The following is a 20,770-nucleotide window of genomic DNA, read 5'->3' on the forward strand; positions in this document are numbered from 1 at the left end:
TTGACCGGATAAAGCTATATCAGCTGTTTTTCTTTTTCTGCAGATACTTATCAATGGCAGCAGCAGCCTTGCGCCCTGCCCCCATCGCGAGGATTACCGTAGCAGCACCAGTTACGATGTCGCCACCGGCAAATACTCCTGGCTTGGACGTAGCGCAGGACTCTTCATCAGCCTCGATATTGCCACGCTTCGTCGTAGCAAGGCCCGGCGTCGTATGAGCAATGATGGGGTTCGGGCCCGTACCGATGGACACGATGACCGTATCCACAGCCAGCTCGAACTCTGAGCCCTCGACAGCTACCGGACGACGACGGCCAGACTCATCAGGCTCGCCAAGCTCCATACGGATGCAGGTCATGGCCTTGACCCAGCCATTCTCATCGCCAAGAATCTCAACAGGATTGTTGAGCAATTTGAAATCGATGCCCTCTTCTTTTGCATGCTCGACTTCTTCCTTACGGGCCGGCAGCTCTGCCTCGCTGCGGCGATAGACGATATAGACATGCTCAGCCCCCAGGCGCAGTGCCGTGCGGGCAGCATCCATGGCTACGTTGCCGCCGCCGATAACAGCGACATTTTTGCCCACTTTAATCGGGGTTGCATATTCCGGGAACTTATAAGCCTTCATGAGATTGCAGCGCGTCAGGAACTCATTGGCCGAGTAGACACCGTTGAGGCTCTCACCGGGGATGCCCTGGAAACGCGGCAGGCCAGCCCCCGTGCCGATGAATACCGCATCAAAGCCCTCTTCTTCCATCAGCTCATCTACGGTGAACAGACGGCCAGCGACAGCATCGAGCTCGAATTTGACGCCGAGCTTCTCGATATTCTCGATCTCCTTCTTGACCACGGCATCCTTCGGCAGACGGAATTCCGGGATGCCGTAGGACAGCACGCCACCAGCCTTATGCAGTGCCTCAAATACCGTGACCTTATAGCCCTTCTTGGCAAGATCCCCAGCACAGGAAAGGCCGGACGGACCGGAACCCAGTACAGCTACCTTCTGGGCATCAGCTGCAAACTCGATAGGCTTTACTTCCTCATTCTTGGCCATATAACGGTCAGCGACAAAACGCTCCAGCCGGCCAATGCCGACCGACTCACCCTTCTTGGCCAGCACGCAGTATTTCTCGCACTGGTTCTCCTGCGGGCAGACGCGGCCGCAGACAGCTGGCAGTGCATTGGCTTCCTTGATTTTCTCGATAGCGCCATCAAAATCGCGCTCCTTGATCTTGCCGATGAACTCGGGGATATCAACCGATACCGGGCAGCCCTTGCGGCACTGCGGGATCTTGCAGTGCAGGCAGCGTTCCGCCTCGGCTACTGCCGTTTCTTCATCGTAGCCCAGGGCTACCTCGTCAAAGTTATGGGCACGGACTTTCGGGTCCTGTACCGGCATTTCATGTTTCTTCAAAGACAGAGCCATTGCTTACTTCCTCCCCAGTCCGATGTTGCAGATATGGTCTTTTTCCTCGGCCTCGAGGTCGCGATACATGCGCTGACGGCTCATGAGGGCGTTGAAATCTACGAGATGTCCATCAAACTCCGGACCATCGACGCAGGCGAATTTCGTCTCATCACCGACCTGCACGCGGCAACCGCCGCACATGCCCGTACCATCAACCATGATCGGGTTGAGGCTGACGACCGTATGGATGCCAAGCTCACGCGTGCAGTCTGCCACGCTCTTCATCATGATGACCGGGCCGATTGCCGTGATCTGCGCAATCTTCTCGCCACGCTGGGCCAGTTCCTGCACCGCATAAGTGACAAAGCCCTTGATGCCGCGGGAACCATCATCGGTGGTAATGAGGATCTCGTCAGTGACTTCCTTCATCTCATCTTCCATGATCAGGATGTCCTTGGTCTTGGCACCCATGATGGCGATGACCTTATTGCCGGCCTCTTTCATAGCGCGGGCAATGGGGAAGGTCGGAGCCACACCGATACCGCCGCCAACAACGACTACCGTGCCATCGAATTTCTTGATTTCCGACGGCTGACCCAGCGGACCGACAAAATCGACAATTGACTCGCCCGGCTCGACAGCAGCCAAAGCCATCGTCGATGCGCCGATGACCTGGAACACGATATTTACGACACCGGTCTCACGATTGAAATTGGCAATCGTCAGTGGAATGCGTTCGCCCTTCTCATCAACACGCAGGACGATAAACTGACCTGCCTGCGCTTTTTTCGCTACACGCGGGGCATCGATATCCATCGAGAAGACATTCGGGGAAAGCTCCTCTTTCTTCAGGATCTTAAACATGATTCACTCTCCTAAATACATATACAACTTCAGCCGCATTGCCTGCGGTCTTATCTGCTCATTCTACCGTGCTCAGCGGAACACACCAGCCAAATACTCCTCGAGATTCGTGCGGATAGGCATCAGATAGAGGCTCGCGTCCATCTTGTCAGCCAGCTCCATGACCTCGCGCGAGAACTGTACGCTCCACTCCAGGCTAGGCTCGAAAGCCTGCGGGAAGACAACATTGTTCTTGCGCTCCCAATAGCTCTGCGAGCCCGCATTCATAACCGGCGATACCCCCCAATACACCTCCAGGCCAGACAGCATGTCAGCATATATCTCGAGCAAGCGCCTGTCATAGAACGGCTGGGTGAAAAAGCCCTTGGCACCAGCCTGGACCTTGCGGTGGATGCGGTAAAGCTCATGACGCATCGAACTGCGGTACTGATCGATGCCGGCATAGACCGTGACTTCCGGCATTTCCTCGCGGAACTTGCGGATGACATCGGTGCTCTCCGTCGGATAGACCGCATGGGTCATGCGCTGCGGCGGATCACCTTCGATAACCAGCACCTCGCGGATACCATGCTCGCGCAGATAGTCCTTCATCGGCAGCTCTTCCTCAAGATTGATATCCATCGCCCGGATATGCGGCATGGCATTGGGGAAATACTCCTTGGCCATCGCGGCCCCCTGCCAGCTGCGCGTCTCAAAGCGCAGGAGATCGGGGATATTGATGACGTCAATCCTATCCTGATACTGCTGCAAGAGCGCGAGTTCCGCGCGCAGCGTTTCTTCGTCGCGCGGCACGAGCTCAACGGATACACGTTTCATAGGCTGCCTCCAGACTTTTCCTCTTGGTTATGAATTACATAAATCATATTGTAAGGGTTTTTTATGGATTTTGCAAGTAGATTGCAAATGGCAGCCATAAATATAATCAATGATAAAATAAAGCGCATTGGGATATTATTCCCAATGCGCTTTCCGTCAATCGAGCGGTCAAATGCGGTTCTCTTCTCAGAAAAGGCCCGTGATTTTGCCATTTTCGTCGATATCCATATTTTCAGCCGCCGGTTTCTTCGGCAGGCCTGGCATCGTAAGGATGTTGCCCGTCAAGGCGACGATGAAGCCAGCACCAGCAGCTACGCGCAGCTCGCGCACCGTGATGCGGAAACCTTCCGGACGGCCAAGTTTCGTGGCATCATCCGACAGGGAATACTGGGTTTTGGCCATGCAGACCGGCATCTTGTCAAAGCCCAGCGTCTCGATTTCCTGCAGCTGTTTCTTGGCAGCTGCCGTGAAATCCACACCATCGGCACCATAGATTTCCCGTGCGATGGCCGTGATCTTCTCTGGGATTGACTGCTCCGTCTCATAGATGAAATGGAAGTCGTTCTGCTTGCCAAAAGCCTCTTCGACCTTTTCGGCCAGTTTCAGGCCGCCTTCGCCGCCTTTGGCCCAGACCTCCGACAAAGCGACCTCAGCACCGAGCTCGTTGCATTTCTTCTCGACAAAGTCCAGTTCTTCCTTCGTATCCGTCGGGAAGGCATTGATGGCAACCACTGCCGGCAGGCCAAACTTCTGGATGTTTTCGATATGCTTGGTAAGGTTGGCTAGCCCTTTTTCAAGGGCTGCCATATCGACATGGTCAAGCTCTTTCTTATCCAGGCCGCCATGCATCTTGAGAGCGCGGACCGTCGCCACGATTACCACCGCATCGGGATGGATGCCAGCAAAGCGACACTTGATGTCGAGGAATTTCTCGGCACCGAGGTCCGCACCGAATCCAGCCTCCGTGACTACGTAATCGGCAAACTTCAGGGCAAACTTCGTCGCCATGACGCTGTTGCAGCCATGAGCGATATTAGCAAAGGGGCCGCCATGGATAAAGGCTGGCGTTCCCTCAAGGGTCTGCACGAGATTCGGCTTGATGGCATCCTTGAACAGCAGAGTCAAAGCTCCCGTTACATTGAGCTCCTTGGCCCGTACAGCCCGGCCATCCCGGGTATAGGCAACGACGATTTCTCCCAGGCGCTTTTTCATGTCCTCAAGACCCGAAGCCAGACACAGGATAGCCATCATCTCCGAGGCCACCGTGATATCAAAGCCAGTCTCCCGGGGCACGCCATGTGCCTTGCCCCCCATGCCGATGACCACATGGCGCAGGGCGCGGTCGTTAAGGTCCAGCACGCGTTTCCAAACCACTCGGCGCACATCGATATCCAGTACATTCCCCTGCTGGATGTGGTTATCGATGACAGCAGCCAGTAGGTTATGAGCCGTCGTAATCGCATGGAAGTCCCCGGTAAAGTGCAGGTTGATATCCTCCATCGGTACCACCTGAGCATAACCGCCACCAGCGGCGCCGCCTTTGAGGCCAAAGCAAGGACCAAGCGACGGTTCACGCAAGGCAACGGCCACCTTCTTCCCCTGCTTATGGAGGGCATCGGCCAGCCCTACACTGGTCGTCGTCTTGCCTTCCCCAGCCGGCGTCGGATTGATGGCCGTCACGAGAACCAGCTTACCATTGGGACGATCCTTGACCTTCTGCCAGGCATCCAGCGTGATTTTCGCCTTGTACTTGCCATAGAGTTCCAGTTCATCTTCCGAGATTTCCAGTTTCTCGGCGATTTTCCGGATGTCCTGCATCTCTGCTTCCTGAGCAATCTCCACATCAGTTTTCATTAGGCTTTCTTCTCCTCTGTTTGTTTCCGTGAAAGATATTCGGTTATTTATTTGCAGGCTGCCTTTTCGGCCGCCTTGACAACATTCTGCATGAGCATAGCCACCGTCAGGAGTCCTACACCTCCCGGCACTGGCGTTATCGCTCCGGCCACTTCCTTGACAGCCTCAAAGTCCACATCACCCACAAGTTTTTTCGGGGCAATGCGGTTGATGCCGACATCGATAACGGTGGCACCCGGTTTTACCATATCCGCCGTGACAAAGTTCGGCTTGCCAATAGCAGCCACCAGGATATCCGCCTCCCGCGTAATCTCCGCCAAGTTCTCCGTATGGGAATGGCAGATGGTCACCGTGGCATTCTTGGCCAGCAGCAGGTGCAGCATGGGCTTGCCCACGATATTGCTGCGGCCGATGACCACTGCCCGCTTGCCATCTAGGGGAATGTCAGCAAGTTCCAGCATGCGGATACAGCCTGCTGGCGTACAGGGAACCAGTCCATCCTCGCCAGTTACCAGCCGTCCTACGTTGACCGGATGGAATCCATCCACGTCCTTGGACGGGTCGATGCGGTTGAGGATTTCCGCCTCGTCTTTGGCAATCTGTGCCGGAAGCGGCAGCTGTACCAAAATGCCATGGATGCGCTTATCGAGATTGAGTTCATCAATCTTGGCGATAAGCTCCTGTTTCGATGCCGTCTCCGGCATCTCCACCACTTCCGAATAAATCCCCAAAGCCTCACAGGACTTATTCTTATTGCGGACATAAACCTGCGACGCCGGATTGCTGCCGACAATGATGACGGCCAGTCCCGGATTCACACCGTATTTTTCCCGCAAGGCTTCGGCCCGGCGGCCGGCATCCTCCTTGAACTGCTGTGCAAAGACTTTTCCTTCGAAAATTCTCGCTGACATAGAGTCCCTCCCAGATAAATGGATTAAAGATAAAAACTAAGCCAGGTACATACGCAAATCGCCACCGATACGATGCCATTGCGCATGAAATAGCGCTGCGTGACCCGGGAAAAATCCGTGGGGCTCACGATCTTATGCTGATAGACCAGCGTTCCTGCCGCAATGCCAACCCCAAAGTAATACAGCGCAGACAGCTGCAGCATCACGCCCACCGCAAAGAAGCAGGCAATGCAGACGATATGCAAAGCGACAGCAATCTTGAAGGCCCCCGCAGCCCCGTACTCCGTTGCCAGGGAATGGAGGCCCTGACTCTTGTCAAACGCCTCATCCTGGGCGCCATACATGGCATCAAAGGCGCCAATCCAGAGCGCAACAGCAATGCAGAGCAGCACCATCGGCGCCGTGACCTGGCCGCTGACACCAACCCATCCCCCTGCCGGCGCCATGCCGATGGCAAGGCCCAGGAACAGGTGACACCAGCCCGTAAAGCGCTTCGTGAACGGATAGATCATAAAGGGAACAGCGGCGATGGGCAAGAGATAAATGCAGATTGGGTGAAGCTGGGTCACAGCTGCCACCATCAAAGCCAGGCAGATCACGATAAAAACCCTGGCCTCCCGCTTAGAGATATCCCCCCGCACCATGGCACGATACTGCATGCGCGGCTGCTGGCTGTCATATTTGACATCGGCCAGATTATCCATAGCCAGTGCAGCTGCCCTTCCCGTCGTGATGGCTACCGCAATCCAAAACAAATCATGGAGCGATGGATGTCCACCGGCGGCCAGCAGTGCTGCCATAAAGGCAAAGGGCAGATCGAAGATCGTATGATGGAGCGCCACGTTATTGATATGTGCTTTTATGTTAATCAATCGAGACCAAGCTCCTTCCACTTGGCATCGACCTTCTTGCGGATATCCTCAGACATGCTGATCTCTTCCGGCCACTCACGGGTATGGCCCTCTTCCGGCCAGGTCTTCGTGGCATCAATGCCGAGTTTTGCACCCCATTTCGCCATGGGCGAGGAATGATCGAGAACATCGAGGGGGCCTTCCACAATCTCCAGGTCATGTTTCGCGTCGATGTTATTGTAGACGCGCCACCAGACTTCCTTCAGATCCTGGACATTGACATGGGCGTCGACAACGATGATCATCTTGACGTTCATCATCTGTCCCATGCCCCAGAGCGCATGCATGACCTTGCGCGCCTGCATCGGATACGATTTCTTGATGGATACGATGCAGCAGTCATGGAATACGCCTTCCAGCGGCATGTTGATGTCAAGGATTTCCGGCTGCATCTGCTGCAGCAGCGGCAGGAAGATGCGCTCCGTAGCCTTTGCCAGATAGCAGTCCTCCATCGGTGGCTTGCCGACAACCGTGGACGAATAGATAGCGTCCTTGCGGTGCGTGATAGCCGTGATATGGAATACCGGATAATCGTCAGCCAGGGAATAATAGCCCGTATGGTCACCAAAGGGTCCCTCGCGGCGGACTTCATCGGTCATGACATAGCCTTCGAGGATGATTTCCGCATTGGCTGGTACTTCGATATCCACGGTCTTGCACTTGACCATCTCGACGGATTTATGACGCAGGAAGCCGGCAAAGACCATCTCATCGATATCCCGTGGCAGCGGAGCCGTCGCCGCATAGGTCACCACCGGATCCGTACCGATAGCCACAGCGGCCTCGATGCGGTCGCCGCCCTGTGCCTTCGTATCGCGGAAGTTCTCGGCACCATTCTTATGGATATGCCAATGCATGCCCGTCGTGCGGCTGTCGTACTTCTGCAGGCGATACATGCCCACATTGCGCTTGCCCGTCTTCGGATTCTTCGTAAATACGAGTGGCAACGTGACAAACGGACCGCCATCGTCCGGCCAGCACTTGAGGATAGGGATCTCATCGAGATTCGGATTCTCCGTCTCGACAACCTCCTGGCACGGTGCATTCTTCACATATTTCGGGAAATTGATGGCGCGCTTGATCATCGGAATCATCGTGACAACGCTCATCTTATTCTGCAATGAAACATACGGAAGCTTCATCATCTCGCGCAGTTCATCGGCAACATCATCGAGTTTTTCCACGCCCAGTGCCAGCGCCATGCGCTCATAGCTGCCAAAGGCATTCATGAGCACCGGCATCTTCGAGCCCTTGACGTTCTCGAACAGCAGCGCCACATTCTTATCGCCTTCCATCTTGGACACGCGATCCGTGATTTCGGTGATTTCCAGTTCCGGGTCTACCTCCGTCTGGATACGCTTGAGCAGGCCGCGTTTTTCGAGCTCCGCGATAAATTCCCGTAAATCCTTAAAAGCCAAAACATTTCCTCCCTAAAGTCCTGCCTCAGCGGCGCAGGACGTAACGAACAATAAAGTAGCCGACCTCATAGAGCACGATGATCGGCAGAGCAATCATCGACTGCGTGAAGATATCTGGTGTCGGCGTGATCAATGCACCTGCCACGAAGGACAGGAAAATGATGATGCGCTGGTACTTCTTCAGGAAAGCTGAAGTTATGATTCCCATCTTGCCCATGATCGTGATGACAAGAGGCAGTTCAAAGATGAAACCGAAGGGCATCACGAACATGATGACAAAATCAAAGTACTTATTGACCGAAAACATTGCCTCAAGTTCCGCACTGTTGAATCCCATAAAGAAGCGGATACCTGCCGGCAGTACCAGAAAAAACGAAAAGGCCAGTCCTGCAAAGAACAGGATGACCGAGGTCGGCACGACAAGCCCGAGAACAGCGCGTTCCTTATGGGTAAGTGCCGGCAGGAAAAAGCGCCAGACGTGCCAGAAAACGATTGGCAGTGCCAGCAGGAATCCGGCCACACAGGCAACCTTCAAATACGTGAAAAATGCCTCGGAAGGCTGCATATAGTAGAGCTTACCAGCCGGCAAGGTAATGTAATGCATGATATCTTCAATGAAGTAATACCCTACACAGCTGCCAAGCGCTACTGCCACCAGGCATTTGATGAGCCGGCTGCGAAGCTCCGTCAGATGAGCAACAAGCGACATGCTGCCATCATCCTGGACATACTCCACTGATCCCGGCTCAATGACTCCGCGCGGCTTCGGCGCCGCTATCTCTTCATATTGTTTCTCTTCTGCCATGTAACTCCACCTGGCTTACTGCTTTGTCGTATCAGACTTCGGCGGCAGTTCCTTCGGCTGCTCCGTTACATTGGTCATCAGCTGTTCTTTTTTCTCCTCTTCCCCCGTAGCGCTTGACTTGAACTCACGGATACCCTTACCGAGAGCTTTGCCGATTTCTGGCAGACGGCTCGGCCCAAAGATAACGAGCGCAATCAATACTACGATTCCAGCTTGCCATGGACTAAACATATACATATCCTCCTAAAATCAATTCATTAACGCGGCTATACTTATTCGTTTCTATTATATCGAAAAACTATAAAAATCTCAATTAAACTTATGCCAGCTATCATATGAAATCTTTATGGACTATATAACAAAAACCATCACTGCCAAGACAGTGATGGTTCCTGATATCTTAACTCACTTATTCTGCTTTCTTGCCAGCTTGATCCTGGATCTGCTGACGTACCGACTCCTGCGTCGGAGCCTGATAGGACGGGGCAGCTGCCGGCTGCTCTGCTGCAGCTGCCTGTGGAGCAGTCGGTGCCTGCTGATTGGCCGGATACGGCTGCGCAGCCACCGGATTGACTGGTGCTGCTGGCTGCGCTTCTGCCGGCGATGCCGTAGCAGCAGCCTGCTGCTGGGCCGGTTGCTGCGGCTGAGCCGCTGCCTGCTGCTGCACAGGGGCCTGTTCCGGCGCATTGATGGCCTGCGACAAGACATTCGTCGCCTTCTTGAACTCGCGGATGCCCTTGCCAAGGGAGCGGGCAACTTCAGGCAGCTTGCCCGGCCCAAAGACGATCAAGCCAACAACCAAAATCAGGATAAGCTCAGGTACACCGATGCCAAACATAATATACTCCTCCACATTTCCAGCTCATCGAGCCATAAATTCCCTTATCAATCAAAAATCACGATTGCCGATGAAATCAGCCACCATGACAAAGGCCTCGCGGATCTCCGGGGCCAGGCTCTCAGGCAGCACATTGCGTGCCCGGTCAAGATATTCATCCACCTTGGCCATTGCCACCTCAACACCATCGGTTGCTTTGACAATCTCCAGCGCCCGTGCAACCATCGCATCCGTCATATCCGAATCTGTCACGATCCGCTCAAGCTCATCGGCATCAGGGCTCACATTGAGCGCCTGGATAACCGGCAGCGTGACGATTCCCTGCCGGATATCATTGCCAGCCGGCTTGCCAATTTTCTCCGAAGTCTGCAGGATATCGAGCAAGTCGTCAGTAATCTGGAACGCCATGCCAATGCAGTGGCCGTATTCGGCCAGACGACGAACATCATCTTTAGCCAGCCCGCCCACGAAAGCACCAAGCTCGCAGCAGATTTCCAAGAAATCTGCTGTCTTCTTCTGAATCCGATCATAGTAGTTGTCAAGATCCTTGACAGCCTGATAGACAGTATGATTCTGGATGATCTCACCGACACTCAGGTTGCAGACAAGATCAGCCAAACGCTTGGATACGTAATTGCCATACTCACCATCAGCAATGAGACCAAACGCCCGTGCAAAGATATAATCACCACTGAGGATAGCAATCTGATTATCCCATTTGGCATTTGCCGTGATACAGCCACGGCGCGTATCAGCTTCGTCAATGACATCATCATGCACGAGCGACGCCGTATGAATAAGCTCCAACGCCTCTGCCAACGGCAACAGACGTCCCAGGCTATACGCCGGGCCGCCATGAGCAGCCAGCAAACAAAGTGCTGGTCGAATGCGCTTGCCACCTGCCGTCACCAGATGTGTTCCTATTTCTGTTACAAGGTCCACAGGCGAGGAAACTGCCCCAATCAGTCCCTCATTGAGCTCCTTCAGCTCTGCCTCGATTACATCAAACATGGGGTTTGACACATTCATCACCTACAAAATCTCTCGTTCTTGTTTCGTTGCATATATTATAGTATTGTACTACATTTCGCTTTTTTTGTCATCGTCAAACTATATAAAATTTATCGATGACATCTATTACGATAAGCCTTTGGCTTGCCGAGTATCTCCGCCAAAACGACAGCCTGCTGAGCATTCGCCGGTGTAAGTACCGGCAGCTGTCTCCCCACTTTCAGCGCATTGCGCACTGGCGGTCTCACCTTGGCCTGACGCTCATATTCGGCCTGTTCCGCCGCCCGGATAGCTGCCTCCTGCACCGCCCGCTCACGTGCATGAGCAAGTTCCCGCTGCTCAGCCGCCAGCCGTTCCCGGTATTCCTCAGCCTGCCGCCGCGCAGCCTCCGCATCATACGAAGACCCTTGCGTCCCTGCAGAAGGCGCATTGCGCAATTCCGGGATCTTGAACCCCAGTTTACCTGCTTGCTGTGACGCTTTTTCTGCCTTTTCCTGGGGCCATGGCACTGGCGGCTTGCTGCCTGGCTGCGGGCGCCGCGGCACCTTGGGCTTTTTCCCCATCTTATCCGAAAGCACGGCAAACAAGGCAAAAAAGACAATCATCAGGATGGTTTCCATGATGTCCTCCTTATTTTACTGGTGCTATAGGCGCCTGATTCTTCTCCTGCCCGCCAGCATTGCTTATGGCATTGCGCATATCGGTATCCGCCTGGACATTATTGAGGTTGTAATAATCCATGACACCGAGCTTGCCATCGCGCAATGCCTGAGCCATCGCATGCGGAACTTCGGCCTGAGCCTCGACGACCTTGGCTTCCATTTCCTGGGTGTAAGCCTTCATCTCCTGCTCCTTGGCTACAGCCATTGCCCGGCGCTCCTCAGCCTTAGCCTGCGCGATGCGCTTGTCGGCCTCAGCCTGATCCGTCTGCAGCTCAGCACCGATATTGCGGCCCACATCGACATCGGCAATATCGATGGACAGGATCTCAAATGCCGTACCGGCATCGAGCCCCTTGCCCAGGACTGTCTTCGAGATATCATCAGGGTTGGCCAGCACATCATTGTGGCTATCAGAGGAGCCGACAGTCGTGACAATGCCCTCGCCAACACGTGCGATGATGGTCGGCTCACCAGCACCACCGACGAGGCGGTCGATGTTGGCACGCACCGTGACACGTGCTTTGATCTTGAGCTCGATACCATTCTTGGCCACCGCCGAAACCACCGGCGTCTCGATGACCTTCGGGTTGACGCTCATCTGCACAGCCTCCAGCACATCACGACCGGCCAGATCGATAGCTGCCGAACGCTCAAACGGCAGAGGGATCTGGGCCCGATGCGCAGCGATAAGGGCATCCACGACCTTATCGACATTACCACCAGCCAGATAATGTGCCTCCAGCTGATTGACAACCACATCAAGACCTGCCTTGTTCGCCTTGATCAGCGGCAGGATGATCTTTGCCGGCGGCACGCGACGCATGCGCATGCCGACCAGCGTGATGATACCTACGCGCACATCAGCAGCCAGCGCCGAAATCCAGAGCCCCAGCGGCACAAAGTGCAGGAAAATCATCACAAAAGCAATCAATAATACCAAAAAGAATCCAGAACCAATTAATCCAGCCATATAAACCTCCTACAAAAATGAACAACGGGCTTAAACCTTGCGCACAACCACCCGGCTGCCCTCAACAGCAACAACGCGGACAGCAGTGCCCTTTGCGACGAACACGCCCTCAGATACCACATCGACCGGCACGCCGTCAATGAGCGCCGAGCCCGCCGGACGCAGCTCACTGAGCACCTCCCCGGTCTTGCCCAACAGGTTGTCCTTGGGCGTCGAGCTCACATAGCCGCGATTCGCCCGGGACTGATCCTTGAGCACCACATGCGACCAGAGCCGGCTCGATGGCAGCCGCTTCACGATAAGGGCAAAGAGCACGATAGCAGCTGTGAATGCGATCAGCATGGCATACAGCGCATTGATGTCACCCCCCAGTGCCAGAACGACACTGTAAAGCATTGCCGCCACGCCCACACCGGCCAGCAAGCCGACTGTCGGCATAAGCATCTCCACGATGATACAGAGAATGCCTGCAAGGAAAATGGCAATCTGATAAAGATTCACGAGCCCTTTGACGTACTGACTGCCCCAGAATACGCCAGCAGCAACCAAGCCCAGCAGGATGCCGGCCCCCATCCCGCCGGTCTTTATTTCCACGAAGACCGCCAGGAACATGATGGCCAGCAGCAAGACCTGCAGCACTGGAATACTCACGAAATCCATGATCTATCACCTCCATCTTTGATTATATTCGCCAATCATTAGAAATTACCTTCCTTCATAGGCTATGGCCGCAAAAAAGCCTCTCCCATCCAAAGACGGGAGAGGCTCCTCCAAACCATATCAGCCCTGCAGCATGCTGCGGACAATCGTGTTGACCATTTTGCCATCGGCACGGCCTTTGACCTTCGGCATCAATACGCCCATGACTTTGCCCATATCTTTTGGCGTCGTTGCCCCCGTCTCAGCCACAGCGGCCTTGACGAGCTCACGTACCTTATCCTCCGAGAGCTGTGCCGGCATATACGGCATCAGCACGTCGATCTCAGCCTGGGTCTTAGCGATGAGATCCTCACGGCCGCCCTTCTTGAACTCTTCGATGGAGTCCTTGCGCATCTTGATTTCCTTGCTCATGACGGCAATGACATCCTCGTCGCCCAGTTCCTTCTGGCCATCGATTTCCTGCTGGCGGATAGCGCCGCGAACCATGCGGATAACAGCCAGGCGGTCTTTATCATGAGACTTCATGGCCTCTTTCATATCATTAGTCAACTGTTCTTTCAGCGACATAGCAATTCCTTCTTTCTATAAGTAAATGAGGCGCCTGCCACGACGGGCAGGCGCCTCACGCAAATCATCCAAGGATTAACCGCGGAACTTGCGTTTACGAGCTGCCTCAGATTTCTTCTTGCGGCGAACGCTCGGTTTCTCGTAATGTTCACGTTTTCTCACTTCAGCCAGCGTGCCAGCTTTCTGGGACATACGCTTGAAGCGGCGGAGAGCACTATCGATCGATTCGTTTTTACCAACTTTGATTTCGTTTGCCATCTATTATTTCCCCCCCTCCACTTAACTTGGGAGTTTTGTGTTTTCATAACTACACCACACAATTATACATCAGCGGAGCAAGTCATGTCAACACATAATCGCAAGACTTATCAGCCCGGCGGCCACTGCATGGAACGACCGCCCAAGAGGTGGAAATGCAGATGCTTGACGCTCTGGCCACCTTCAGCTCCCGTATTCGTGACGACACGGAAACCTTTCTCGTCTACACCGAGCTCACGGGCCAGCTGCGGCACCACATCGGCCAGGATATGCGAAACCATCTCTTTATCCTCAGCTGTAAGGGCCAGAACACTTTCCACGTGCTTCTTCGGAATGACCAGCACATGAACCGGAGCCTGCGGCTCAAGGTCCTTGAATGCTACCACCTGCTCATCCTCGTAAACAAGACTCGAAGGGATTTCCTTCTGAGCAATCTTGCAAAAAATACAATCTGCCATCTTTAACACCTCCTTTGCTGTATTTGCTCTATGCGTGAGGGATTGTCAAAAACAACCACAAACACGATACTTTTATAGTAATTCGCTAACAATCGCGAATTCCCTGCTAAGAAATAAAATTATTTTACCGGTGCCACAACTTTGCCCCAAACACCATCGCGATAAAGCCGCTCAAGCTGCACTTCATAGAGTTCACCACAGACGACCTCATCTTCCGTATAGACGCGGATATAGTTATCCGTCAGGCCATCGGTGATGCCATCGGTATTCGTCTCAAACAGCACGCGCATCGTCTTGCCGAGGAACATCTCATGGAACATTTCCGTCTTATGGGCTGCCAGTTTCTGCATGCGCTGCGCCCGCTCCTTCTTGACCGGCTCCGGAATCTGATCCTTGCGTTCGGCCGCTGGCGTACCGCTGCGGCGCGAATACGGGAATACATGCATGCGGGAGAAGTTCATCTTGTCGACAAACGCCAGCCCCTGCTGGAACTGCTCCTCCGTCTCGCCAGGGAAACCGACGATGATATCCGTGGACACAGCTACGCCTGGCACTTCACGTTCCACGTGCTCGATAAGGCGGGCAAATTCCGCCGTATCATAATGGCGGTTCATGTCCTTGAGCACGGAGTCTGAACCAGCCTGCAACGGCAGATGCAGATGCGCACAGAAACGCTCATCACTGCGGATCAGCTCAAAGAGATCCGGCGAGAGCTCGATCGATTCGAGAGAACCAAGGCGCAAGCGCTTGAGCCCCTCGACTTTGAGCACCTCTCGGCAGGCATCGGCAAGGGTGACCTCCTCCGTAAGGTCACGGCCATAAGCCCCCAGATGGATGCCCGTCAGCACGATTTCCTTGAATCCTGCTGCAACAAGCTTCTTCGCCTCCGCATGGATCTTATCGAGATGACGCGACTTGACTGGCCCGCGTGCATAGGGAATGATGCAGTACGAGCAGAAATTCTGGCAGCCATCCTCAATCTTGAGGAATGCCCGCGTCCGCTGCGGCATATCATAGAGCGGGATATCTTCAAAATCGCGTGCCTCCATGATGTTGCCGACTTCATCGATGATGCCGTCTTCACGAGCTGCCTGCTCGACAAGCTCGACAATCTGTGCGCGCTCCTTCGTGCCCAGCACGACCCGCACGCCCTCGATTGCCTTGATTTCCTCCGGATGCACCTGCGAATAGCAGCCGCAAACCGCGATAATTGCCTGCTCGTTCTGGCGCTGCGCCCGGCGGATGATCTGCCGCGACTTGCGGTCGCCAAGGCTCGTGACCGAGCAGGTATTTATGACATAGAAGTCTGCTTTTTCCTCGAAGGGCACGATTTCATAGCCCTTCTGCTTGAACAGGCCTTCCATTGTTTCCGTTTCAAACTGGTTGACCTTACAGCCCAGTGTTGTTAATGCCACCTTTGGCAATGTATTCCTTCCTCTCCTCGTTCAGCTTCCTAAATCGCCATTTTCATACTGTACGACTGCAAGTGCCGCCAGCGCTGCCGTCTCAGCGCGCAGGATGCGAGGCCCCAATGTCACGCTGCGGCCGCCTGCTGCCGCAACAGCCTCTGCCTCGGCAAGGGAAAATCCTCCCTCAGGCCCCACCAGCAGCACGATGCGCTTGGCTTTCACCTCACGCAGGTATTCCTTGACAGTCTGCTCGCTCTCGTTCTCATAGAAGAATACCAGTGCACTGTCCTCTTCCTCTTTTTCTGCCAGCAGCATAGCCTTGATATCCGTCACGGGCGCAACACTAAGCAGCGCTGTACGGCCGCACTGCTTGGCAGCCTCGTCGGCAATCTTCTGCCAGCGCTGCTGCCTGGCCGCAGCCTTTTTGTCATCATAGCGCACGACGCAATTCTGGCTGCGCACGGGAATCACCCCGACAGCCCCGAGCTCTACCGCCTTCTGCACGACCATATCCATCTTGTCGGCCTTCAGCAGGCACTGGGCAAGTACGAGCTCGATGGGCGACTCGGTATCGGCTTCCAGCCGCTCCTTGAGTACCAGCGTCACCGCATCTTCGCGAAAAGCCGTCATTTCCATGCGAGCAACCTGGTTCTCATCATCGACGATGAGAATCTCCTGCCCAGCTTTCGCGCGCATCACATGCATGAGGTGATGCGCATCACTTCCCGTGATCTCAATGGTATCGGCCAGCAGCCCCTTGTAGAAAAGCCGTCTCATTACGCATCACCACGGCTGATGACCATAGCAGCCCATCCCTTTTCCTCGATGACCTTGTCAACCACGAATCCATGCGCCAGGCAGGCCTCAGTCACATCGGCCACACGCTCGGTGATGATGCCCGAAGCCAGCAGCTTGCCACCCTCAGCCAGATGCTCGTCCAGCTCTTCAAACAGCCGGATGATGATGTCGGCAATGATATTGGCAACGATGAGATCTGCCTTGCCTTCAAAGGACTTCAGGATATCGCTGATGCCCGTCTTGACGACGTCTTCGACATGGTTTTCCCGGATATTCTCAGCCGCCACATTGACTGCCGTGCGGTCATAATCCATAGCCGTGACGTCAGCCGCACCAAGTTTGGCCGCTGCGATCGACAGCACGCCTGAGCCCGTGCCGACATCGAATACCCGCATGCCGCCGCGCACGAGTTTCTCGAGCTCGCGGATGCACATGGCCGTCGTCGGATGCGTACCAGTACCGAAAGCCGCACCTGGATCAAGCTCAATGACGATATCGTCAGGACTTGCCGTATAATCCTCCCAGGTCGGCTTGATGACGATCATGCCGCCAACCTTTTCGGGATGGAAATACTTCTTCCAGTTATCCGACCAATCCTCATCCTGTACCGATTTCCAGGATATCGCGCATGATCCTTTGCTCATGCCATCGCCTTCCACTTCGCGGAATGCCTTGATACGCTGCTCAAAATCACGCAGCCTGCTATCAAGATCTTCATCCATGGGCAGATAAGCCTTGACCGTAACGATTTCCGTCTGTTCGGCACGCTTGATCTCGCTGAAATCCCACATGCCCGAATCGATGTAATTGTTGAGAAGTTCGGGATCTTCGATGACAACGCCCTGTGCCCCGATGTCGTGATAGATCTCTGCCACCACATCCGTCGCTTCATGGGTCGTCTGGATACTGACCTCTGCCCATTTCAAAACGCATCGCTCCTTTACCGTACATTAATACATAATGTGTCTATTATACGGTCTACTACTGAAAAATACAAGGGAAAAGCTCACAGAAAAAGCCTTCCTGGAAGGAAGGCTCTATCTTACTTGAACAGATTCTTAAGGTTGTCCAGGAAGCTCTTCTGCTCCGGATTGACCTTGTCGCCGCTGATCTCGCCGAACTCCTTGAGGAGCTCTTTCTGGCGCTGGTTGAGGTTCTGCGGCGTCAGCACCTTGATGACGACATGCTCGTCGCCACGGCCCGTGCCGCGCAGATGCGGGATGCCCTTCTCACGCAGGCGCAGGATCTTGCCCGACTGCGTGCCGGCCGGCACCTTGACCTCGACGGTGCCATCGATAGTCGGCACCTGGATCTTGTCGCCAAGGGCTGCCTGCACAAACGATACCGGCACCTCGACAATGACATCGTTGCCCTGACGTTGGAAGATCTTATGCGGCTTGATGAATACATAGACATAAAGATCGCCCTTGCCGCCACCGAGCGTACCAGCCTCGCCGCCGCCGCGCACGCGCACGCGCTGACCGTTGTCGATTCCCTTCGGGATGCTGACTTCAATCTTGCTCGTCACCTTCTTGCGGCCTGTGCCATGACATTCACTGCAAGGATTCTTGACGATCTTGCCCGTGCCGTGGCAGCGTCCGCAGGTCGTCTGGTTGACCATGCGGCCGAACGGCGTATTCTGCACCGTCTGGCGGGTACCCGTACCACCGCAGTCCGGGCAAGTCTCCGGACTGGTGCCCGGTGCAGCTCCCGTACCATGGCAGGCACTGCATTCATCCGTACGCGGGATATTGAGCTCGACCTTCTTGCCGAAGGCCGCTTCCTCAAAGGTAATCTCAAGATCATAGCGCAGGTCGCTGCCGCGCTGTGGCTGCGGGCCGCGCGACTGGCGCCGGCCGCCACCGCCGAAGAACATATCGAATATGTCATCCATACCGCCGCCACCGAAGCCGCCAAAGCCACCCTGGCCGAAACCGCCAAAGCCGCCGCCACCGCCCATGCCGCCTTCAAAGGCAGCATGACCGAACTGGTCGTACTGGGCTTTTTTCTGCGGGTCCTTGAGGACATCGTAGGCCTCGTTGACTTCCTTGAATTTCTCCTCGGCAGTCTTCGGATCATCGCGGTTGAGGTCCGGATGATATTTGCGGGCCATCTTCTTATAGGCCTTCTTGATCTCCGCTGCCGATGCGCCCTTGTCGACGCCCAGCACCTCATAATAATCGCGTTTATCGCTCACGTTGCACCATCCTTAAATATAATTGTTGGGAGCCCGCAGGCTCCCAACAATCCATCCATCAAAATCGCTGATTATTTCTTATCGTCTTTGACTTCCGTATACTCTGCATCGACTACATCGTCGTCATTCTTGGCATCCTGCTGAGCACCAGCCTGCTGAGCACCCTCAGCGCCCTGAGCAGCACCGGCAGCCTGAGCCTGCTGATAAGCAGCTGCGCTCATCTCATAGAGTGGCTTCTGAGCCTCTTCCATAGCCTTCTTGATCGTCTCAGTATCATTGCTCTTCAGAGCCTCTTTTACCTTGTCGACACCTTCCTGAACCTTGGCAACCTGAGCCTTGTCAGCCTTGTCGCCGAGATCCTTGATGGTCTTTTCAGCCTGGTAGACGAAGCTGTCAGCCTGGTTCTTGACGTCGATGGCCTCTTTCTGCTTCTTATCCTCAGCTGCATGTGCCTCAGCCTCTTTGACCATGCGGTCGATATCTTCCTTGGTCATGCCGCCATCAGACTGGATCGTGATCTTCTGCTCTTTGCCCGTGCCGAGATCCTTAGCGGATACATGCACGATACCGTTGGCATCGATATCGAAGGAAACCTCGATCTTCGGAACCCCACGCGGAGCTGGCGGGATATCGGAGAGCTCGAAACGGCCCAGCGTCTTGTTGCCGGCAGCCATCTCACGCTCACCCTGCAGGACATGGATATCAACGGACGGCTGGTTGTCAGCAGCCGTGGAGAATACCTGGCTCTTGTGCGTCGGGATTGTCGTGTTGCGCTCGATGATCTTCGTGCAGACACCGCCCAGGGTCTCGATACCGAGGGACAGCGGCGTTACATCGAGGAGCAGTACGTCCTTGACCTCGCCGACCAGGACACCGCCCTGGATAGCAGCACCGACAGATACGCACTCGTCCGGGTTGACACCCTTCGACGGCTCTTTAGCCAGGAACTTGCGGATAGCTTCCTGGACAGCCGGAATACGGGAAGAACCACCAACGAGGATGATCTTGTTGATATCGCTGCCGGAAAGGTCAGCATCAGCCATCGCCTTGCGAGTCGGCTCCATCGTGCGCTCAACGAGGCTGCTGGTGAGCTCATCGAACTTAGCACGGGACAGCGTGAGGTCGAGATGTTTCGGGCCCGTAGCATCAGCCGTGATGAACGGCAGGTTGATGTTCGTCTGGGTCATGCTGGAAAGCTCGATCTTAGCTTTCTCAGCTGCTTCTTTGAGGCGCTGAGCTGCCATCTTGTCCTGGGACAGGTCGATATTGTTCTCCTTCTTGAACTCCTCAACCATCCAGTCCATGACAGCCTGGTCAAAGTCATCGCCGCCGAGGTGCGTATCACCATTCGTAGCGAGGACCTCGAACGTGCCGCTCGAGAGCTCGAGAATCGAGACATCGAACGTACCACCGCCAAGGTCGAATACGAGGATCGTCTCATCATCATCTTTATCGAGGCCATAAGCCAGAGCTGCAGCCGTCGGTTCGTTGATGATACGCAGTACCTCGAGGCCGGCAATCTTACCAGCGTCTTTCGTAGCCTGGCGCTGGCTGTCGTTGAAGTAAGCCGGAACCGTGATGACAGCCTGGCTGACCGTCTCACCGAGGTATGCCTCCGCATCAGCCTTGAGCTTCTGCAGGACCATAGCCGAGATTTCCTGCGGCGTATAGCTCTTGTCGTCAACCGTTACCTTGTAGTCGGACTCGCCCATATGGCGTTTGATCGATGCGATCGTGCGATCCGGGTTGGATACAGCCTGGCGTTTTGCCAGCTGGCCAACAAGACGCTGACCGTCTTTCGTGAAACCGACAACGGACGGGGTGATACGGCTGCCTTCCGGGTTCGTGATGACCGTCGGCTCGCCGCCTTCCATAACAGATACAACGGAGTTCGTCGTACCTAAGTCAATACCAATAACTTTAGACATCTTGAAATCCTCCTAAAAATCATCTTG

Annotated in this window: 23 protein-coding genes; all 23 read right to left on the reverse strand. The window is 54.7% G+C overall.

Annotation, left to right across the window (positions count from 1 at the left end; all coding sequences use genetic code 11):
• Window positions 1-19 precede the first annotated feature (19 nt).
• The 23 genes from gltA to dnaK all read right to left on the reverse strand — a co-directional run bounded on the left by gltA (window position 20) and on the right by dnaK (window position 20,743).
• Window positions 20-1,426: an NADPH-dependent glutamate synthase gene (gene gltA, locus BM322_RS11000; RefSeq protein WP_075430427.1), complete on the reverse strand. Its 1,407-nt coding sequence runs from the start codon at window positions 1,424-1,426 to the stop codon at window positions 20-22.
• A gap of 3 nt (window positions 1,427-1,429) precedes the next feature.
• Window positions 1,430-2,272, reverse strand: a complete 843-nt coding sequence (locus BM322_RS11005; RefSeq protein WP_075430428.1) for a sulfide/dihydroorotate dehydrogenase-like FAD/NAD-binding protein — start codon at window positions 2,270-2,272, stop codon at window positions 1,430-1,432.
• Window positions 2,273-2,344: 72 nt separating this feature from the next.
• Window positions 2,345-3,088: a methylenetetrahydrofolate reductase gene (locus tag BM322_RS11010; RefSeq protein ID WP_075430429.1), complete on the reverse strand. Its 744-nt coding sequence runs from the start codon at window positions 3,086-3,088 to the stop codon at window positions 2,345-2,347.
• Window positions 3,085-3,300: a hypothetical protein gene (locus tag BM322_RS13455; protein WP_143102235.1), complete on the reverse strand. Its 216-nt coding sequence runs from the start codon at window positions 3,298-3,300 to the stop codon at window positions 3,085-3,087. The genes BM322_RS11010 and BM322_RS13455 overlap by 4 nt, the downstream gene beginning before the upstream one ends.
• Entirely contained in the window at window positions 3,275-4,942 is a 1,668-nt protein-coding gene (locus BM322_RS11015) for a formate--tetrahydrofolate ligase (protein ID WP_075430430.1), read from the reverse strand. The genes BM322_RS13455 and BM322_RS11015 overlap by 26 nt, the downstream gene beginning before the upstream one ends.
• Window positions 4,943-4,989: 47 nt before the next feature.
• Window positions 4,990-5,853 (reverse strand): bifunctional methylenetetrahydrofolate dehydrogenase/methenyltetrahydrofolate cyclohydrolase FolD, encoded by an 864-nt coding sequence (folD, locus tag BM322_RS11020; protein WP_075430431.1) that lies wholly within the window; start codon window positions 5,851-5,853, stop codon window positions 4,990-4,992.
• A gap of 23 nt (window positions 5,854-5,876) precedes the next feature.
• Window positions 5,877-6,725, reverse strand: coding sequence for a 4-hydroxybenzoate octaprenyltransferase (locus BM322_RS11025; RefSeq protein ID WP_082334472.1), 849 nt, complete (start codon window positions 6,723-6,725; stop codon window positions 5,877-5,879).
• Window positions 6,722-8,182, reverse strand: a complete 1,461-nt coding sequence (locus tag BM322_RS11030) for a menaquinone biosynthesis decarboxylase (protein WP_074514318.1) — start codon at window positions 8,180-8,182, stop codon at window positions 6,722-6,724. Before BM322_RS11030 ends, BM322_RS11025 begins: the two co-directional genes overlap by 4 nt.
• Before the next feature lie 25 nt (window positions 8,183-8,207).
• A complete protein-coding gene (gene tatC, locus BM322_RS11035) occupies window positions 8,208-8,987 on the reverse strand; it encodes a twin-arginine translocase subunit TatC (RefSeq protein ID WP_075430435.1) in 780 nt (259 codons plus the stop codon).
• Between the two features lie 15 nt (window positions 8,988-9,002).
• Window positions 9,003-9,224 (reverse strand): twin-arginine translocase TatA/TatE family subunit, encoded by a 222-nt coding sequence (locus BM322_RS11040; RefSeq protein ID WP_075430437.1) that lies wholly within the window; start codon window positions 9,222-9,224, stop codon window positions 9,003-9,005.
• Between the two features lie 172 nt (window positions 9,225-9,396).
• Window positions 9,397-9,825 carry a twin-arginine translocase TatA/TatE family subunit gene (locus tag BM322_RS11045; RefSeq protein ID WP_075430438.1) on the reverse strand — a complete coding sequence of 143 codons (429 nt, stop codon included), beginning with the start codon at window positions 9,823-9,825 and terminating at the stop codon, window positions 9,397-9,399.
• A 51-nt stretch (window positions 9,826-9,876) separates the two neighbouring features.
• The gene (locus BM322_RS11050; RefSeq protein WP_177220871.1) at window positions 9,877-10,836 is read right to left on the reverse strand and encodes a polyprenyl synthetase family protein; all 960 of its coding nucleotides are present in this window, start codon (window positions 10,834-10,836) and stop codon (window positions 9,877-9,879) included.
• Window positions 10,837-10,946: 110 nt separating this feature from the next.
• Entirely contained in the window at window positions 10,947-11,456 is a 510-nt protein-coding gene (locus tag BM322_RS11055) for a hypothetical protein (RefSeq protein ID WP_075430440.1), read from the reverse strand.
• Window positions 11,457-11,466: 10 nt separating this feature from the next.
• Complete coding sequence (floA, locus tag BM322_RS11060) at window positions 11,467-12,468, reverse strand: flotillin-like protein FloA (RefSeq protein ID WP_075430441.1); 1,002 nt, start codon at window positions 12,466-12,468, stop codon at window positions 11,467-11,469.
• 30 nt (window positions 12,469-12,498) lie between these two features.
• Window positions 12,499-13,128: an NfeD family protein gene (locus BM322_RS11065; protein WP_075430443.1), complete on the reverse strand. Its 630-nt coding sequence runs from the start codon at window positions 13,126-13,128 to the stop codon at window positions 12,499-12,501.
• Between the two features lie 120 nt (window positions 13,129-13,248).
• Window positions 13,249-13,695: a GatB/YqeY domain-containing protein gene (locus tag BM322_RS11070; protein WP_075430445.1), complete on the reverse strand. Its 447-nt coding sequence runs from the start codon at window positions 13,693-13,695 to the stop codon at window positions 13,249-13,251.
• Window positions 13,696-13,770: 75 nt separating this feature from the next.
• Window positions 13,771-13,953 carry a 30S ribosomal protein S21 gene (rpsU, locus tag BM322_RS11075; RefSeq protein ID WP_033170151.1) on the reverse strand — a complete coding sequence of 61 codons (183 nt, stop codon included), beginning with the start codon at window positions 13,951-13,953 and terminating at the stop codon, window positions 13,771-13,773.
• A 110-nt stretch (window positions 13,954-14,063) separates the two neighbouring features.
• Window positions 14,064-14,411 (reverse strand): histidine triad nucleotide-binding protein, encoded by a 348-nt coding sequence (locus BM322_RS11080; RefSeq protein ID WP_075430447.1) that lies wholly within the window; start codon window positions 14,409-14,411, stop codon window positions 14,064-14,066.
• A 119-nt stretch (window positions 14,412-14,530) separates the two neighbouring features.
• On the reverse strand, window positions 14,531-15,835 hold the full coding sequence (gene mtaB, locus BM322_RS11085) for a tRNA (N(6)-L-threonylcarbamoyladenosine(37)-C(2))-methylthiotransferase MtaB (protein ID WP_075430449.1): 1,305 nt from the start codon (window positions 15,833-15,835) through the stop codon (window positions 14,531-14,533).
• A gap of 21 nt (window positions 15,836-15,856) precedes the next feature.
• The gene (locus BM322_RS11090) at window positions 15,857-16,597 is read right to left on the reverse strand and encodes a 16S rRNA (uracil(1498)-N(3))-methyltransferase (protein WP_075430451.1); all 741 of its coding nucleotides are present in this window, start codon (window positions 16,595-16,597) and stop codon (window positions 15,857-15,859) included.
• Window positions 16,597-17,544, reverse strand: a complete 948-nt coding sequence (prmA, locus tag BM322_RS11095) for a 50S ribosomal protein L11 methyltransferase (protein ID WP_075430453.1) — start codon at window positions 17,542-17,544, stop codon at window positions 16,597-16,599. Before prmA ends, BM322_RS11090 begins: the two co-directional genes overlap by 1 nt.
• 116 nt (window positions 17,545-17,660) lie before the next feature.
• Window positions 17,661-18,815 (reverse strand): molecular chaperone DnaJ, encoded by a 1,155-nt coding sequence (dnaJ, locus tag BM322_RS11100; protein ID WP_075430455.1) that lies wholly within the window; start codon window positions 18,813-18,815, stop codon window positions 17,661-17,663.
• Window positions 18,816-18,886: 71 nt separating this feature from the next.
• Window positions 18,887-20,743 (reverse strand): molecular chaperone DnaK, encoded by a 1,857-nt coding sequence (gene dnaK, locus BM322_RS11105; protein ID WP_075430457.1) that lies wholly within the window; start codon window positions 20,741-20,743, stop codon window positions 18,887-18,889.
• Between the last annotated feature and the right edge of the window lie 27 nt (window positions 20,744-20,770).

Source organism: Selenomonas sp. GACV-9 (genome assembly GCA_900116485.1).
Taxonomy (GTDB): Bacteria; Bacillota; Negativicutes; order Selenomonadales; family Selenomonadaceae; genus Selenomonas_A; species Selenomonas_A ruminantium_G.

Coding starts and splice junctions, on each gene's coding strand:
- BM322_RS11070 (WP_075430445.1), bottom strand. CDS start 13,695: ATGTCGCTGAAAGAACAGTTGACTAATGATATGAAAGAGGCCATGAAG.
- floA (WP_075430441.1), bottom strand. CDS start 12,468: ATGGCTGGATTAATTGGTTCTGGATTCTTTTTGGTATTATTGATTGCT.
- BM322_RS11090 (WP_075430451.1), bottom strand. CDS start 16,597: ATGAGACGGCTTTTCTACAAGGGGCTGCTGGCCGATACCATTGAGATC.
- gltA (WP_075430427.1), bottom strand. CDS start 1,426: ATGGCTCTGTCTTTGAAGAAACATGAAATGCCGGTACAGGACCCGAAA.
- BM322_RS11065 (WP_075430443.1), bottom strand. CDS start 13,128: ATGGATTTCGTGAGTATTCCAGTGCTGCAGGTCTTGCTGCTGGCCATC.
- BM322_RS11010 (WP_075430429.1), bottom strand. CDS start 3,088: ATGAAACGTGTATCCGTTGAGCTCGTGCCGCGCGACGAAGAAACGCTG.
- BM322_RS11050 (WP_177220871.1), bottom strand. CDS start 10,836: ATGTTTGATGTAATCGAGGCAGAGCTGAAGGAGCTCAATGAGGGACTG.
- BM322_RS13455 (WP_143102235.1), bottom strand. CDS start 3,300: ATGGCAAAATCACGGGCCTTTTCTGAGAAGAGAACCGCATTTGACCGC.
- BM322_RS11080 (WP_075430447.1), bottom strand. CDS start 14,411: ATGGCAGATTGTATTTTTTGCAAGATTGCTCAGAAGGAAATCCCTTCG.
- BM322_RS11015 (WP_075430430.1), bottom strand. CDS start 4,942: ATGAAAACTGATGTGGAGATTGCTCAGGAAGCAGAGATGCAGGACATC.
- BM322_RS11005 (WP_075430428.1), bottom strand. CDS start 2,272: ATGTTTAAGATCCTGAAGAAAGAGGAGCTTTCCCCGAATGTCTTCTCG.
- BM322_RS11040 (WP_075430437.1), bottom strand. CDS start 9,224: ATGTATATGTTTAGTCCATGGCAAGCTGGAATCGTAGTATTGATTGCG.
- dnaK (WP_075430457.1), bottom strand. CDS start 20,743: ATGTCTAAAGTTATTGGTATTGACTTAGGTACGACGAACTCCGTTGTA.
- tatC (WP_075430435.1), bottom strand. CDS start 8,987: ATGGCAGAAGAGAAACAATATGAAGAGATAGCGGCGCCGAAGCCGCGC.
- folD (WP_075430431.1), bottom strand. CDS start 5,853: ATGTCAGCGAGAATTTTCGAAGGAAAAGTCTTTGCACAGCAGTTCAAG.
- rpsU (WP_033170151.1), bottom strand. CDS start 13,953: ATGGCAAACGAAATCAAAGTTGGTAAAAACGAATCGATCGATAGTGCT.
- BM322_RS11055 (WP_075430440.1), bottom strand. CDS start 11,456: ATGGAAACCATCCTGATGATTGTCTTTTTTGCCTTGTTTGCCGTGCTT.
- BM322_RS11045 (WP_075430438.1), bottom strand. CDS start 9,825: ATGTTTGGCATCGGTGTACCTGAGCTTATCCTGATTTTGGTTGTTGGC.